Consider the following 15,002-nt stretch of genomic DNA (forward strand, 5'->3'; position numbering starts at 1 on the left):
AGCACTCGGGTTACGAGCCCGGGTATTCAAACCTGGTCCGCTTCGGGACGGAAGGCCTGAATCCGGATCGTTAGACGGGACCAAGTGCGGGGACCGAAGTCCTCACCCCGCTAAGCCCTGCCCTGCCCCGCGCATGCCACACTCGGGTACATGCGCGTGTACCTCGGCTCCGACCATGCCGGCTTCGAACTCAAGAACCACCTCGTCGAGTGGCTCACCGCCCACGGGCACGAGCCCGTGGACTGCGGTCCGCACATCTACGACGCCCAGGACGACTACCCGCCGTTCTGCCTGCGTGCCGCCGAGAAGACGGCCGCCGACCCGGACTCGCTCGGCATCGTGATCGGCGGCTCCGGCAACGGCGAGCAGATCGCCGCCAACAAGGTCAAGGGCGTCCGCGCCGCACTGGCCTGGAGCGAGCAGACCGCGGCGCTGGGCCGCGAGCACAACGACGCCAACGTGATCTCCATCGGCGGCCGGATGCACACCGAGGAGGAGGCGACCAAGTTCGTCGAGATCTTCCTCGCCACCCCGTACTCGGGTGAGGCGCGTCACACCCGCCGCATCGAGATGCTCACCGAGTACGAGACCACCGGCAAGCTCCCCGAGATCCCGGCCCACCACCCGCAGCAGGGCTGAGCACGGCCCATGCCCGAGGGCCACACCATCCACCGCCTGGCCGCCGACCACGACCTGAGGTTCGGCGGCCGGCCGCTGCGCGCGTCCAGCCCGCAGGGCAAGTTCTCGGACGGCGCGGCCCTGGTCGACGGCCAGGTCCTGGAGAGCGCCGAAGCCCACGGGAAGCACCTCTTCCTCGGCTTCGGCCCCTCGGGCTGGGTCCACATCCACCTCGGCCTGTTCGGCAAGTACGGCTTCGGCGACGCCCCGGCCCCGCCGGCCACCGACACCGTGCGGCTGCGGCTCCTGAACGACACCGCGTACGCCGACCTGCGCGGGCCCACCACCTGCGCGCTGATCACCGACGGCGAGAAGCGCGCGATACACGACCGGCTCGGGCCCGACCCGCTGCGCCCCGCCGACACCGGCGAGAAGGCCTGGCAGCGGATCTCCCGCAGCCGCACCACCATCGCCGCCCTGCTCATGGACCAGAAGGTCATCGCGGGCGTCGGCAACGTCTACCGGGCCGAGGTCCTCTTCCGGCACGGCGTCGACCCCTACCGGCTCGGCAAGGACATCCGCCGCGCCGAATGGGACGCGATCTGGGCGGACCTGGTGGAGCTGATGCGCGAAGGCGTCCGGCTCAACCGGATCGACACCGTCCGCCCCGAGCACACCCCCGAGGCCATGGGCCGCCCGCCGCGCGTGGACGACCACGGCGGCGAGGTGTACGTCTACCGCCGGGCCCGGCAGGCCTGCCACATCTGTGGCGGCGAGATCCGCACCGCCGATCTCGCCGCCCGCAATCTGTTCTGGTGCCCCGGCTGTCAGAAGCCGTGAGGCAGCCACGGGGCGAGCTCGCTGCCGAACGCCGTCGAGGCCTCGGCCAGCGCGCCCGGCCGCAGCTCGCGCACCCGGCCCGCGCCCGCCAGTGAGGCGAGCGTGAACCCGCCGAGATAGGCGGCGCCCAACTCCCGCACGGACAGCGCCAGTTCGGCCGGGTCCTCGGTGCGGACACAGGACGCGCCCTTCGCGTCGCCGGTCAACCGCCAGCGGCCCGCGTTCCACGGACAGAACGCGTCCTCGACCTCCAGGACCACGTCGACGGGCGCCGCGTACGTACGCGCCTCCAGGGCCGCGCCCACCTCCACCAGGCGAACGTGCAGCGCGTCCCTGAGCCGGAGCCCGCACCGGCGCACATCCGAGACCAGATGCTGGAAGGGGTCGTCGATGGGCCGGCTCTTCACCTTCAGGGTGTTCGTCAGATCGATGTCGAACAGGTAGCGCCACAGCGTCGCCGACACCGCCGGGTCCACCGCCTCCAGATCGATCAGCGTCACCGTGCCGCTCACGCCCTCGGGCTCCGAGTTCATGGACACCCGGTAGCGCGCGTACCCGACGAGCTCCCCTGCGCGCTCGGCGAGCACGCACTGCGCCGCCGAGGCACCGTCGCGGTAGGACTCCGGGTCGACCGTGGTGAGCCGGTCCCAGCCCGGCTGCCTGGCCAGCATGCCGGGCCGGCGCGGCACCTGGCGCGCGTACAGCGCCTCGCACGCCGCCAGCGAATCCGTCACCTTCGCGTACCGCAGCCGCACCTCGTCGCTGCCGGGCGGAAGATCGAGCCGGACCCGGGTGGTGTCGATCTCCGCGGACAGCGCCATCGTGCCGATGCCGTAGCCGAACCGCCCGTAGATGGCCGGCTCGGACGCGGTCAGGACGGCGAGCGCCTCGCCCCGCTCCCGCAGGTCGTCCAGCTGGCGCCGCATCATCGAGGTGAGGACGCCGCGGCGGCGGTGAGTGCCCATGACGCCGACCCCGGTCACTCCCGCGGCCGGTACCACGGCCCCGCCGGGCACGCTCAGACGGAACGGGAAGGTGCTGGTGGCGGCCACACACTGGGCGCCGTCCCAGACCGCGATCGAGCGCGCGGGATCGATCAGCTCACGCCACAGCTCCACTTCCTCGGGCGCGTCCGGGATCCCCCCGAAGGCCACCACCAGGGCCCCGTACCACTCGTCCCACTCGGCCGGATCCAGAACCCGCAGCTGTGTCGTCATATGCCATGCCTAGCAGGGGCGGTACGGGCGGAGCGAACGCATTTCCGGCGGCCGTCCCCCGCCCGGCCGCCGGGAGCCGGTGTCCGTGCCGGGCGGGACGGGAGGGTGAGGGGACCGGTCGCCGTGTCCGGCGCGGAGTACGCCGCCCGAGCTACCGGTTTTCCACCGGGCCGCCCCCCGCGCCCGCCGGGGGCCATCTGCACGGGGAGCCATCCGCTGGATAGGGTCCTGGGCAATGGCACGTGCGATGAGAGCGGACTCGTTCACCGCCCGGTGGCGCAAGGCGCTGCACCGGGTCCGCATCGCCGTGCGCCGCTCCGGCGTCGACTACTTCCGCGGCGACGGCTCCGACTGGATCGCCCTGGCCGGGCTGCTCATCACCGTCCCCGCGATCACCTGCGCCACGCTCATGGCCCCCGCGTGGTGCGCCCCCGACGCCCTGGTCCTGCCGATCGTGGCGGGCGGGCTCCTGCTGCGCCCGGCCAACCTCCTCGTCCTGTACGCGGCCGCCGCCACCGCCCTGATCGTGGAGTCGGTGCGGCTCGGCCCGTACACCTCGGGTCCCTCCAGGGTCACCCCGGGCATCGTCCTGGTGGTGGCCGCCTGCGGGCTCTTCGGGCTGCTCATCGCCCAGTTCCGGGCCCGCGTGGGCGTGCCCTGGCGGCGCGGCGGCACCATGCTCTTCGACCTGCGCGAACGCATCCGGGTCCAGAGCGCGCTGCCCCGCCTTCCGCAGGGCTGGCACCGCGAGATGGCGCTGCGCCCGGCGGGCGGCCAGTCCTTCTCCGGCGACTTCGTCGTCGCCGCCCGCACCGGCGGCGGCCGCACCCTGGAGGTCGTCCTCACCGACGTCTCCGGCAAGGGCATGGACGCCGGGTCCCGCGCGCTGCTCCTGTCCGGAGCCTTCGGCGGTCTGCTCGGCTCGCTCCCGCCGCACGCCTTCCTGCCCGCGGCCAACGGCTACCTGCTGCGCCAGGACTGGGACGAGGGCTTCGCCACCGCCATCCACCTGGTCCTCGACCTGGACTCCGGGGACTACGAACTCCTCTCGGCCGGCCACCCCCCGGCCCTCCAGCTCCACGCGGGCTCGGGCCGCTGGCAGGAGCAGTCCGCCGAAGGCCCCCTCCTCGGCGTCTACGACGGCGCGGAATTCCATTCCGCCAAGGGGTCGTTGGCGCCCGGCGACGTCCTGCTGCTGTTCACCGACGGCCTGGTGGAGACCTCCGAACGGGACATCGGCGAAGGCATCGACCGCCTGACCGGCGAGGCCGACCGGTACGTCTCGACGGGCTTCGGCGGGGCGGCGTGGCACCTGATCGAAGCGGTCGCGAAGGACGTCAACGACGACCGCGCGCTCCTGCTGATCAGGCGGGACGCCTGACTCCGCGCCGGCCCGCCGCCGCGCCTCGGGGTGGGGTCAGCCCCACCCTTGATCCACCGGCGACCGCCATGGCTGGCGTCCGTCCCGGTCCGTAGGTTCGAAGGGTCGGCGCGAGCGCGTCGGCCACGACGAGCGGAGGGCAGCGGCCATGGCACTGCGACGGGCCAAGACCACACGGCGGGTGGCCGCGGACGCGGCGCCCGCCCACGACTGGGCCGTCGAACTGCGCGGGGTGCGGCGGCAGTACGGCCGCGGCGCGTCCGCCGTGCACGCCCTGCGCGGCATCGACCTCGCCCTGCCCCGGGGCAGCTTCACCGCGGTGATGGGCCCGTCGGGCTCCGGCAAGTCGACGTTCCTGCAGTGTGCGGCGGGCCTCGACCGGCCCACCGACGGCTCGGTCCGGCTGGGCGGCACCGAGATCACCGGCATGAGCGAGAACAAGCTCACCGAGCTGCGCCGCTCCCGCCTCGGCTTCGTCTTCCAGGCCTTCAACCTGCTGCCCTCGCTGACGGTCGAGCAGAACGTGGTCCTGCCGATGCGGCTCGCGGGGGACCGGCCCGACCGGCGCCGCGCGGCCCAACTCCTCGCGCGGGTCGGCCTGGACGGGAAGGGCGGCCGCCACCTCGGTGAGCTCTCGGGCGGCCAGCAGCAGCGCGTCGCGATCGCCCGGGCCCTGGTCACCGACCCCGACGTGATCTTCGCCGACGAGCCGACGGGCGCGCTGGACACGACCACCGCGGCCGAGGTCCTCGCCCTGCTCCGGGGCGCGGTCGACACGCTCGGCGCGACGGTGGTGATGGTGACCCACGACCCGACCGCCGCCGCCCACGCCGACCAGGTCCTGTTCCTGGCCGACGGCGCCCTGGCCGACGCCCTCCGCGCGGCCTCCCCGACCCAGATCGCGTCCCGCATGACCACCCTGACGGCGCGGCCCTCCGTCGCGGGAGCGGCAGCGGCCTGACCCCGGCCCGGCCGCCCACCTCGACCCGATGATCGTCTCCGCCTGCGGCCTCCTGCTCGCCACCAAAATCACCGCCCCCGCCCCGCCCCAGCGTTACGCGGCCGCCCCGTCGTGGCTGCCGCCGACCACCGCGTGCACTACACGATCGGCTCCGGTGAACCGCCCCGCGCCCGTAGAGTCGCCGGCATGTCTGCAAAGCCGATGACCCTGAGCGAGGTCGAGACCCTCGCCCGAGCCGCCCACGAGGGCCAGACCGACAAGGCGGGCCGCCCCTACGCCGAGCACCTGGCCGCGGTGGCCGAGGGCGTACGGGCACGTGGCGGCACCGAGGACCAGATCAAGGCGGCCTGGCTGCACGACGCGATCGAGGACGACGCGCTGTCCCTCCAGTGGCTGGAATCCGCCCAACTCCCGCACGCGGTGAAGGAGTTGGTGCTGGCCCTCACCAAACGCCCGGGCGAGCCGGTCGAGTCGTACACCGGGCGGATCCTCGCGACCGAGGGCGCCCTCCTGATCAAGGCGGCCGACCTCGCACACAACGCCGATCCGGCCCGCCTCGCCGTCCTGGACGAGACGACCCGTACCCGCCTCGCGGCCAAGTACACCGAGGTACGCCGCCTGCTGGGCCTCCCGCAACCCCTTGAGCCGAACTCGCGGTTGGCCTGATCCTTACCTTGGCGATCCGTCACCCGGGAACCACCACTGGGGTGTTGGTGGCACGATAGTCATCGCGGGGGTGTGCGCGGCATGTTCCCGGGCCGGCAAGGCGGACCGACCAAGGGTGTGTGATCAGTTGTGGCCATTTCACTGTCAGTGGTGCTGCTGTTGGCGGTCGTCCTCGTGGTGCTCATCCGCGGTGGCTCCATCAAGGCCGGGCCGGCCATCGTGGCGATACTTTTCGGCTTCTTCCTGGCCTCGACGGGCATGGCCCCCTCGATCCAGCGCTTCCTGACCTCGATAGCGGACACGATCAACCAGATCAAGTTCTGACCTCCGCGAAGAGGCAGGTCCCGTCCCCCGCGGACGGAGCGCGTACGCGTGCGCGGGCAGTGGTGATCCGCGTACGCGGGAACGGACGGCGGGCGGCGCCCCGCGTCCCGCCCGGGAGCGGCCCCCGCCGTCGCGCCCGGCACCCTTGAGCACGCCGAAGGGCCCGGCAGCCGAGCTGCCGGGCCCTTCGGTCCTTCAAGAGCGGGCGACGGGAATCGAACCCGCGTAGCTAGTTTGGAAGACTAGGGCTCTACCATTGAGCTACGCCCGCGAGCGCCGCAGGTCATCGCGACCGCGGCTCGTAGAGCATCGTAGCGGGTCGCACCCCGGGCGTGCACACCGCGTTCCGGGGCAGTCGTCCGCGCCGCTCGCGGCCGGGCGGTCGGGACCCGCGGCCGCGCGGCAAACCGGCCGACGCGGGCCCGCCGGGCATGTACCCTACGTGTCGCACCGACGGGGTGTGGCGCAGCTTGGTAGCGCGTCCGCTTTGGGAGCGGAAGGCCGTGGGTTCAAATCCCGCCACCCCGACCAGCGTCACCGACGTCTCGCGCGACGGGGCTCCGCGTTCTCCGCGTATCAAGATCACATTGTGGGAGGCATCCCGCTAGCGGTTACTATGCAAGCTGCGTGCCCGTGTGTCTGATGAATCCGATGTACCGGGCCCCATCCGCTCCAGACCGTCGGTCTGCGGCAGAACCCCAAAGAAGTCAGCCACAAGGAGACCGAACCGTGAAGAGCGCCGTGGAGACCCTGAACCCGACTCGGGTTCGGCTCACTGTCGAGGTGCCCTTCGAGGAGCTCAAGGACAGCCTCGACGCGGCGTACAAGAAGATCAACCAGCAGGTCACGGTCAAGGGCTTCCGCAAGGGCAAGATCCCGGCCCGCGTGATCGACCAGCGGTTCGGTCGTGGCGCCGTGCTCGAAGAGGCCGTCAATGACGCGCTTCCGAAGTTCTACACCGAGGCGATCAACGAGGCGGAGCTCAACCCGCTGGGTCAGCCCGAGGTCGACATCACCGAGCTGAAGGACGGCGAGACGCTGAACTTCACCGCCGAGGTCGACATCCGCCCGACCATCGAGATCCCGGACTACTCCGGCATCGAGGTCACCGTTGACGCCGTCGAGGTCACCGACGAGGACGTCGAGAAGTCCGTGGAGCAGCTCCGCGAGCGCTTCGCCTCGACCTCCCCCGTCGAGCGTGCCGCCGAGGACGGCGACGTCGTGACGATCGACCTGCAGGCCAAGGTCGACGGCGAGGTCCTGGAGGACGGCGTGGCCGAGGGTGTCTCGTACACCATCGGTTCCGGCGAGCTCCTCGAAGGCATCGACGACGCCGTCAAGGGCCTGGAGGCCGGTGGCGAGGCCACCTTCACCTCCGAGCTCAAGGGCGGCTCGGCCGAGGGCAAGGAGGCCGAGGTCACCGTCAAGGTCACCCAGGTCGCCGCCCGTGAACTGCCCGCCCTGGACGACGACTTCGCGCAGCTCGCGTCGGAGTTCGACACCCTGGACGAGCTCAAGGCCGACAGCCGCAAGCGCCTCGAGAACATGAAGCAGTACGACCAGGCCACCCAGGCCCAGGAGCGCGTCCTGGACGAGCTCCTGAAGCTGGCCGAGGTCCCGATCCCCGAGAAGCTCCTCGCGGACGAGATCCAGACCCGCAAGCACAACCTCGAGCACCACCAGCTCGGCCAGATGGGCATCGACCTCGCCAAGTACCTGGAGATCCAGGGCAAGACCGAGGAAGAGTTCACCGCCGAGACCGAGGAGCAGGCGGTCAAGGGCATCAAGACGCAGTTCATCCTGGACGAGCTCGTCAACAAGGAGAAGCTGAACGTCAACCAGGAGGAGCTCACCGAGCACCTCATGCGGCGTGCGGCCTCCTCCGGCATGAGCCCGGACCAGTTCGCCCAGGCCGTCGTCGAGGGTGGCCAGGTGCCGATGCTCGTCGGCGAGGTCGCCCGCGGCAAGGCGCTGGCCGTGGTCGTCGAGGCCGCCAAGGTCACCGACACCAACGGTGAGGTCGTCGACCTCGAGGACGACGAGGACGAGCTCGCCGAGGCCGTCGTCGCGGCCGCCGAGGGCGAGTCCGCCGACGCCTCCGACGAGGAGAAGACCGAGGCCTGAGCCTCGGCCTGATGTCTGGGAAGGGCCCGTGCGCACCGCGTACGGGCCCTTCTTCGTACGTGATTCCGCTTCAACCACCTTGCGCTCCGAGCGAACAGTTCGGGAACCGGGATGGCGTTGTCCCACCTGCGCGTTAGGGTCCATGAATACGAGGGTGGTGGAGTCTGGCGAGCCGGAGTCCGCACCCCCGGAACGAAGACGCTGAGACGGCCGGAGCCGTCAGAGACGAGCAGGTGGATACGTGACGAATCTGATGCCTTACGCCGCCGGTGAGCCGTCCCTCGGTGGTGGCCTCGGCGACCAGGTCTACAGCCGACTGCTCAACGACCGCATCATCTTCCTCGGCCAGCAGGTCGACGACGAGATCGCCAACAAGATCACTGCCCAGATGCTCCTGCTGGCCGCTGCCGACCAGGACAAGGACATCTACCTGTACATCAACAGCCCCGGTGGCTCGGTGACGGCGGGCATGGCGGTCTACGACACCATGCAGTACATCCAGAACGACGTCGTCACCATCGGCATGGGAATGGCGGCCTCGATGGGCCAGTTCCTGCTGACCGGCGGCACCGCGGGCAAGCGCTTCGCGCTCCCCAACACCGACATCCTGATGCACCAGGGCTCCGCCGGCATCGGTGGCACCGCCTCCGACATCAAGATCCAGGCCGAGTACCTGATCCGTACGAAGAAGCGCATGGCGGAGATCACTGCCGCGCACTCCGGCCAGACCGTCGAGACGATCATCCGCGACGGCGACCGCGACCGCTGGTACACGGCGGAGGAGGCCAAGGAGTACGGCCTCATCGACGAGATCATCTCCGCTGCCTCGGGCGTTCCGGGCGGCGGCGGCACCGGGGCCTGAGCCCCGACCCGCACCGCTTTCCCCGCCCACTGAACGCCACCAGGATGGTGAACACCCCAATGAGCAACTTCTCCGGCCCTTCGGCCAACGCGAGCGGCCTCTACACCGGCCCGCAGGTCGACAACCGCTACATCGTCCCGCGCTTCGTCGAGCGCACCTCGCAGGGCGTGCGTGAGTACGACCCGTACGCGAAGCTCTTCGAGGAGCGCGTGATCTTCCTCGGCGTGCAGATCGACGACGCGTCCGCCAACGACGTGATGGCGCAGCTGCTGTGCCTGGAGTCGATGGACCCGGACCGCGACATCTCCATCTACATCAACAGCCCGGGTGGTTCCTTCACCGCCCTCACGGCGATCTACGACACCATGCAGTTCGTGAAGCCCGACATCCAGACGGTCTGCATGGGCCAGGCGGCCTCCGCCGCCGCCGTCCTGCTCGCCGCCGGCACGCCGGGCAAGCGCATGGCGCTGCCGAACGCCCGCGTCCTGATCCACCAGCCCTCGGGCGGCACCGGCCGCGAGCAGCTCTCCGACCTGGAGATCGCGGCCAACGAGATCCTCCGGATGCGTTCGCAGCTGGAGGAGATGCTGGCCAAGCACTCGACGACGCCGATCGAGAAGATCCGCGACGACATCGAGCGCGACAAGATCCTCACGGCCGAGGACGCGCTGTCCTACGGTCTGGTCGACCAGATCGTTTCCACGCGCAAGACGACGACCTCCGCCGCGGCCTGAGCCGTTCCGGCGCACTTGGCGCGGTCCACGTCAAAGTGAACCGCGCCAAGGGGGGCCCGAACGAGGGGCTCGGCAAGGTACCGTCGGTAGGGGGTCTGGGGGTGTCCCCCCGGAACACGCAGTAGGCACCAGGAGGCGGCGCACATGGCGCCTCCCAGGCGAAGGGGAAGCACCTCGTGGCACGCATCGGTGACGGCGGCGACCTGCTCAAGTGCTCGTTCTGCGGAAAGAGCCAGAAGCAGGTGAAGAAGCTCATCGCAGGCCCCGGGGTGTACATCTGCGACGAGTGCATCGACCTCTGCAACGAGATCATCGAGGAGGAGCTCGCCGAGTCCTCCGAGGTGCGGTGGGAGGAACTCCCCAAGCCGCGCGAGATCTACGAGTTCCTCGAGGGGTACGTCGTCGGGCAGGAGCCCGCCAAGAAGGCCCTCTCGGTGGCGGTCTACAACCACTACAAGCGCGTGCAGGCCGGCGAGAACGGCGGCGCGCAGGGCCGCGACGACGCGATCGAGCTCGCCAAGTCCAACATCCTGCTGCTCGGCCCCACCGGCTCCGGCAAGACACTGCTCGCCCAGACGCTGGCACGCATGCTCAACGTGCCGTTCGCCATCGCCGACGCCACCGCGCTCACCGAGGCGGGGTACGTGGGCGAGGACGTCGAGAACATCCTGCTCAAGCTGATCCAGGCGGCCGACTACGACGTCAAGAAGGCCGAGACCGGGATCATCTACATCGACGAGATCGACAAGGTCGCCCGCAAGAGCGAGAACCCGTCGATCACGCGCGACGTATCGGGCGAAGGCGTCCAGCAGGCCCTGCTGAAGATCCTGGAGGGCACCACCGCCTCGGTCCCGCCCCAGGGCGGCCGCAAGCACCCGCACCAGGAGTTCATCCAGATCGACACGACGAACGTGCTGTTCATCGTGGGCGGCGCCTTCGCGGGCCTGGAGAAGATCATCGAGTCCCGGGCCGGCGCCAAGGGCATCGGCTTCGGCGCGACGATCCGCTCCAAGCGCGAGATCGAGGCCAGCGACCAGTTCCAGGAGGTCATGCCGGAGGACCTGGTGAAGTTCGGGATGATCCCCGAGTTCATCGGCCGCCTCCCCGTCCTGACCTCGGTCCACAACCTCGACCGCGAAGCGCTCCTCCAGATCCTCGTCGAGCCGCGCAACGCGCTGGTCAAGCAGTACCAGCGGCTCTTCGAACTCGACGGCGTGGAGCTGGACTTCGACCGCCCGGCCCTGGAGGCCATCGCCGACCAGGCCATCCTGCGCGGCACCGGCGCGCGCGGCCTGCGCGCCATCATGGAGGAGGTCCTCCAGTCGGTGATGTACGAGGTCCCGTCCCGCAAGGACGTCGCCCGCGTCGTCATCACGGCGGACGTGGTCCGCAACAACGTGAACCCGACCCTGGTCCCGCGCGAGCCGCGCATCGTCAAGAACGACGGCCGCCACGAGAAGAGCGCGTAGCGCCCACCCCCGTACGACAAAGGGGCGCCCGGTCAACTTCCTTGACCGGGCGCCCCTTTGGGCTGTCGTCAGGCCTTCTGGCGGGCCGTGTTGTACAGCGTGGCCGTCTCCTTGGCCACGTCGTCCAGCGACGGGCCGCCACCGGTGGCGGCCTTGGCCATGTCCACCATGGTCACCACGCCATAGGTGCTGTAGTCGGCCCACACGCACGCGGGGACCATGATGTTCTTGGGGGTCGCCGCACCCGAGCTGCCGCTGGCGGTGGTGTTGAACTTGAGGTTCTGGCACTTCATCAGCGCGCCGGAGAACCCGGCGGGCTTGTACGGCTTGGCCTCGCCGACGAGCTCGATCGTGACGCTCGGGTCCTTGCTGTTCTTGACGTTCTGGAACGACGAGTCGACCACCTTCGCCGGGTCACCGATCTCGCCCCAGAACCCCTGCAGGTTGAGCCCCTTGACGGCCAGCGGGTTGTCCCCGGCCTTGTAGGCCGCGGAGACCTGCTGCGGGTTCTTGACGGAGACCGCCTCGGCCTTCGCCTTCTCGTCGTCCGTCATGGGCAGCGTCTTGTCGGAGCCGTTCTTCTTGTACTCGTCGACCGAGGCCGGCGGCACGACCTTGTACCCCTTGGTGCTCGCCGACACGTCGCTGTTGCTCGCGCCGCCGCCCTTCGTCAGGAACCACACGCCGCCGCCGATGACCGCGACCGCCACGACGACCGCCGTGATGATGACGCCGGTCTTCTTCTTCGGCGGGGCCGGGGGCATGGGCTGCATCGGGGCGCCGTACGGCGGCTGCTGGCCGTACGGGGGCTGCTGGGGCGGCTGGCCGTACGGCTGCTGCTGCGGGTATCCGTAGGGCTGCTGCGGCGGAACGCCCTGCGGGGCCTGCTGCGGGTAGCCGTAGCCGGGCTGCTGCGGACCGGGCTGCCCGTACGGCTGCTGCGGAGGCTGCTGGCCGTACGGGCCGGGCTGCTGTGGCTGGCCGCCGTACGGGCCCGGCTGGTTGTAGCTCATTGCTGGGTTCCCCCTAGGAATGCTTATCCGATCCAGACATCCTGGCCGAAGGGCCGCCGAGGCGGTGCATCGGGGGGCTCACCGTTACCAAACATTCCCGTTTCAGTACCGGCCCGTGACACCCCTAAACTGGGCCCGTGACCGAGAACACTCAGCAGCAGAATCCAGCGCCCATCACCGAACTGCCGACCCAGTACGCGCCGGCCGAGGTAGAGGGGAAGCTGTACGAGCGCTGGGTAGAGCGCGGTTACTTCACCGCTGACGCCGGGTCCGAGAAGGACCCGTACACCATCGTCATCCCGCCGCCGAACGTCACGGGCGCGCTGCACCTGGGGCACGCCTTCCAGGTCACGCTCATGGACGCCCTCACCCGCCGCAAGCGGATGCAGGGGTACGAGACGCTGTGGCTGCCCGGCATGGACCACGCGGGCATCGCCACGCAGAACAAGGTCGAGCAGCAGCTCGCCGAGGAGGGCAAGTCCCGGCACGACCTGGGGCGCGAGGCCTTCACCGAGCGCGTCTGGCAGTGGAAGGGCGAGTACGGCGGCCGGATCCTGGGCCAGCTCAAGCGGCTGGGTGCCGGGCTCGACTGGACGCGTGAGCGGTTCACCATGGACGAGGGCCTGTCCAAGGCCGTCCAGACCATCTTCAAGAACCTCTACGACGACGAGCTGATCTACCGGGCCGAGCGCATCATCAACTGGTGCCCGCGCTGCCTGACCGCCATCTCCGACATCGAGGTGGAGTACCAGGAGGACCCGGGCGAGCTGGTCTCGCTGAAGTACGGCGAGGGGGACGACACCCTGGTCGTCGCCACCACCCGCGCCGAGACGATGCTGGGTGACACCGCCATCGCCGTCCACCCGGACGACGAGCGCTACCAGCACCTCATCGGCAGGCTCATCAAGCTGCCGCTCACCGACCGCTCCATCCCGGTGGTCGCGGACGCGCACGTCGACCCCGAGTTCGGCACGGGCTGCGTCAAGGTGACCCCGGCGCACGACCCGAACGACTTCGCCATCGGGCAGCGGCACGACCTCGACTCCATCACCGTCATGGACGAGCGCGGCGTCATCACCGTCCCGGGCCCCTTCCAGGGCCTGGACCGCTACGAGGCGCGTTCGGCGATCGTCGGGGCGCTCAAGGAGCAGGGCCGCATCGTCGCCGAGAAGCGGCCGTACATGCACTCCGTCGGCCACTGCTCGCGCTGCAAGACGACCGTCGAGCCGCGCCTGTCCATGCAGTGGTGGGTCAAGGTCGGCCCGCTCGCGCAGGCCGCCGGTGACGCGGTCCGCGACGGCCGGGTCAAGATCCACCCCGAGGACATGTCGAAGCGGTACTTCGACTGGGTCGACAACATGCACGACTGGTGCATCTCGCGCCAGCTGTGGTGGGGCCACCGCATCCCGATCTGGTACGGCCCGGAGGGCCAGGTCGTCTGCGTCGGACCCGACGACGAGGTGCCGAGCGGTGACGGCTGGCACCAGGACCCCGACGTCCTGGACACCTGGTTCTCCTCCGGTCTGTGGCCGTTCTCCACGCTGGGCTGGCCGGAGAAGACCCCGGACCTGGAGAAGTTCTACTCGACCGACGTCCTGCTCACCGGCCACGACATCATCTTCTTCTGGGTCGCCCGGATGATGATGTTCGGCCTGTACGCGATGGACGGCGAAGTCCCGTTCAAGACGGTCGCGTTGACCGGTCTGGTGCGTGACGAGTTCGGCAAGAAGATGTCGAAGTCCAACCCGAACGCGGTCGACCCGATCGACTGGATGGACGCCTACGGTTCGGACGCCGTCCGGTTCACCCTGGCCAAGGGCGCCAACCCCGGCGCGGACGTGCCGATCGGCGAGGACTGGGTCCAGGCGTCCCGCAACTTCGCCAACAAGATCTGGAACGCGACGCGGTTCGCGCTCATGAACGGCGCCACCGTCGAGGGCGAACTCCCGCCCGTGGAGCAGCTGTCGGCGGTCGACCGCTGGATCCTGTCCCGGCTGAACAAGACCGTGGCCGAGGTCGACGCGTACTACGAGGACTACCAGTTCGCGAAGCTCAGCGAGTCGCTCTACCACTTCGCGTGGGACGAGGTCTTCGACTGGTACGTCGAGCTGTCCAAGACGACGTTCTTCGCGGGCGGCGAGCAGGCCAAGGTCTCGGGCCGGGTCCTGGGCGAGGTGCTCGACGTGATGCTGCGGGTCCTGCACCCCATCGTCCCGTTCGTCACCGACACCCTGTGGACGACGCTGACGGGCGGCGAGTCCCTCGTCGTCGCCGACTGGCCCCGTGACAGCGGTTTCCGCGACGAGGCCGCCGAGCGCGAGATCGAGCTGGTCCAGCAGGTCGTCACCGAGGTCCGGCGCTTCCGTTCCGACCAGGGTCTCCAGCCCGGCCAGAAGGTCCCGGCCGAGCTCACCCTGACCGGCACCGCGCTGGCCCCGCACGAGGCCGCCATCCGTCAGCTCCTGCGCCTCCAGCCGGCCGGGGAGGGCTTCCACGCCACGGCCTCGCTGCCGGTCGCGGGTGCCACGGTCGCGCTCGACCTGTCGGGCACCATCGACGTCGAGGCCGAGCGCAAGCGTCTGACCAAGGACCTCGGCGCGGCCGAGAAGGAGAAGGCCGACGCGAACAAGAAGCTCGGCAACGAGGCCTTCCTCGCGAAGGCCCCGGACAACGTGGTCGACAAGATCCGTACGCGGCTCGCCAAGGCCGAGGCCGACATCGAGCGCATCACCCGCCAGATCGCCGGCCTGCCCCAGGGCTGATCCGGACGCCCCTACGGGCATACGCACATGA

Annotated in this window: 13 protein-coding genes and 2 tRNA genes; 12 read left to right on the forward strand and 3 right to left on the reverse strand. The window is 70.1% G+C overall.

The genetic code is table 11. The features are described 5' to 3' along the window. Positions 1-150 precede the first annotated feature (150 nt). Together AC07F3_RS06630 and AC07F3_RS06635 are read left to right on the forward strand one after the other, a co-directional pair. Positions 151-639: a ribose-5-phosphate isomerase gene (locus AC07F3_RS06630; RefSeq protein WP_189964417.1), complete on the forward strand. Its 489-nt coding sequence runs from the start codon at positions 151-153 to the stop codon at positions 637-639. 9 nt (positions 640-648) lie between these two features. Next, complete coding sequence (locus AC07F3_RS06635; protein WP_479111125.1) at positions 649-1,458, forward strand: Fpg/Nei family DNA glycosylase; 810 nt, start codon at positions 649-651, stop codon at positions 1,456-1,458. On the opposite strand, the gene AC07F3_RS06640 is transcribed toward AC07F3_RS06635, so the two are convergent. Next, on the reverse strand, positions 1,446-2,675 hold the full coding sequence (locus AC07F3_RS06640) for a GNAT family N-acetyltransferase (protein WP_479111127.1): 1,230 nt from the start codon (positions 2,673-2,675) through the stop codon (positions 1,446-1,448). The two genes, AC07F3_RS06635 and AC07F3_RS06640, sit on opposite strands and share 13 nt — an antisense overlap. Positions 2,676-2,910: 235 nt before the next feature. Between AC07F3_RS06640 and AC07F3_RS06645 the strand changes: the two genes are divergently transcribed. The 4 genes from AC07F3_RS06645 to AC07F3_RS06660 all read left to right on the forward strand — a co-directional run bounded on the left by AC07F3_RS06645 (position 2,911) and on the right by AC07F3_RS06660 (position 6,007). Further along, a complete protein-coding gene (locus AC07F3_RS06645) occupies positions 2,911-4,056 on the forward strand; it encodes a SpoIIE family protein phosphatase (RefSeq protein WP_479111129.1) in 1,146 nt (381 codons plus the stop codon). Positions 4,057-4,204: 148 nt separating this feature from the next. After that, a complete protein-coding gene (locus AC07F3_RS06650; protein WP_479111131.1) occupies positions 4,205-5,017 on the forward strand; it encodes an ABC transporter ATP-binding protein in 813 nt (270 codons plus the stop codon). A 186-nt stretch (positions 5,018-5,203) separates the two neighbouring features. Beyond that, on the forward strand, positions 5,204-5,683 hold the full coding sequence (locus tag AC07F3_RS06655) for an HD domain-containing protein (RefSeq protein ID WP_479111133.1): 480 nt from the start codon (positions 5,204-5,206) through the stop codon (positions 5,681-5,683). A 129-nt stretch (positions 5,684-5,812) separates the two neighbouring features. Further along, positions 5,813-6,007, forward strand: coding sequence for a hypothetical protein (locus AC07F3_RS06660; RefSeq protein WP_479111135.1), 195 nt, complete (start codon positions 5,813-5,815; stop codon positions 6,005-6,007). Between the two features lie 200 nt (positions 6,008-6,207). On the opposite strand, the gene AC07F3_RS06665 is transcribed toward AC07F3_RS06660, so the two are convergent. Further along, positions 6,208-6,278, reverse strand: a tRNA-Gly gene (locus AC07F3_RS06665). Between the two features lie 183 nt (positions 6,279-6,461). Between AC07F3_RS06665 and AC07F3_RS06670 the strand changes: the two genes are divergently transcribed. From AC07F3_RS06670 to clpX, 5 genes are all read left to right on the forward strand, one after another. Further along, positions 6,462-6,538: transfer RNA gene (locus tag AC07F3_RS06670), tRNA-Pro, on the forward strand. A gap of 198 nt (positions 6,539-6,736) precedes the next feature. Beyond that, complete coding sequence (gene tig / locus AC07F3_RS06675) at positions 6,737-8,131, forward strand: trigger factor (RefSeq protein ID WP_469834237.1); 1,395 nt, start codon at positions 6,737-6,739, stop codon at positions 8,129-8,131. A gap of 253 nt (positions 8,132-8,384) precedes the next feature. Continuing rightward, a complete protein-coding gene (locus AC07F3_RS06680) occupies positions 8,385-8,993 on the forward strand; it encodes an ATP-dependent Clp protease proteolytic subunit (RefSeq protein ID WP_114036843.1) in 609 nt (202 codons plus the stop codon). Between the two features lie 44 nt (positions 8,994-9,037). Then, positions 9,038-9,727, forward strand: a complete 690-nt coding sequence (locus tag AC07F3_RS06685; RefSeq protein ID WP_114036844.1) for an ATP-dependent Clp protease proteolytic subunit — start codon at positions 9,038-9,040, stop codon at positions 9,725-9,727. 176 nt (positions 9,728-9,903) lie between these two features. Beyond that, positions 9,904-11,196: an ATP-dependent Clp protease ATP-binding subunit ClpX gene (gene clpX / locus AC07F3_RS06690; protein ID WP_053727404.1), complete on the forward strand. Its 1,293-nt coding sequence runs from the start codon at positions 9,904-9,906 to the stop codon at positions 11,194-11,196. Between the two features lie 68 nt (positions 11,197-11,264). Here clpX and AC07F3_RS06695 read toward each other — a convergent pair whose 3' ends face one another. After that, a complete protein-coding gene (locus AC07F3_RS06695) occupies positions 11,265-12,209 on the reverse strand; it encodes a hypothetical protein (RefSeq protein ID WP_479111137.1) in 945 nt (314 codons plus the stop codon). A gap of 137 nt (positions 12,210-12,346) precedes the next feature. Here AC07F3_RS06695 and AC07F3_RS06700 point away from each other — a divergent pair, with 137 nt between their 5' ends. Then, positions 12,347-14,971: a valine--tRNA ligase gene (locus tag AC07F3_RS06700; protein ID WP_479111139.1), complete on the forward strand. Its 2,625-nt coding sequence runs from the start codon at positions 12,347-12,349 to the stop codon at positions 14,969-14,971. The last annotated feature ends 31 nt before the right edge of the window (positions 14,972-15,002 follow it).

The organism is Streptomyces sp. NPDC045846, assembly GCF_056431605.1.

Coding starts and splice junctions, on each gene's coding strand:
- AC07F3_RS06630 (WP_189964417.1), top strand. CDS start 151: ATGCGCGTGTACCTCGGCTCCGACCATGCCGGCTTCGAACTCAAGAAC.
- AC07F3_RS06635 (WP_479111125.1), top strand. CDS start 649: ATGCCCGAGGGCCACACCATCCACCGCCTGGCCGCCGACCACGACCTG.
- AC07F3_RS06640 (WP_479111127.1), bottom strand. CDS start 2,675: ATGACGACACAGCTGCGGGTTCTGGATCCGGCCGAGTGGGACGAGTGG.
- AC07F3_RS06645 (WP_479111129.1), top strand. CDS start 2,911: ATGGCACGTGCGATGAGAGCGGACTCGTTCACCGCCCGGTGGCGCAAG.
- AC07F3_RS06650 (WP_479111131.1), top strand. CDS start 4,205: ATGGCACTGCGACGGGCCAAGACCACACGGCGGGTGGCCGCGGACGCG.
- AC07F3_RS06655 (WP_479111133.1), top strand. CDS start 5,204: ATGTCTGCAAAGCCGATGACCCTGAGCGAGGTCGAGACCCTCGCCCGA.
- AC07F3_RS06680 (WP_114036843.1), top strand. CDS start 8,385: ATGCCTTACGCCGCCGGTGAGCCGTCCCTCGGTGGTGGCCTCGGCGAC.
- AC07F3_RS06685 (WP_114036844.1), top strand. CDS start 9,038: ATGGTGAACACCCCAATGAGCAACTTCTCCGGCCCTTCGGCCAACGCG.
- AC07F3_RS06695 (WP_479111137.1), bottom strand. CDS start 12,209: ATGAGCTACAACCAGCCGGGCCCGTACGGCGGCCAGCCACAGCAGCCC.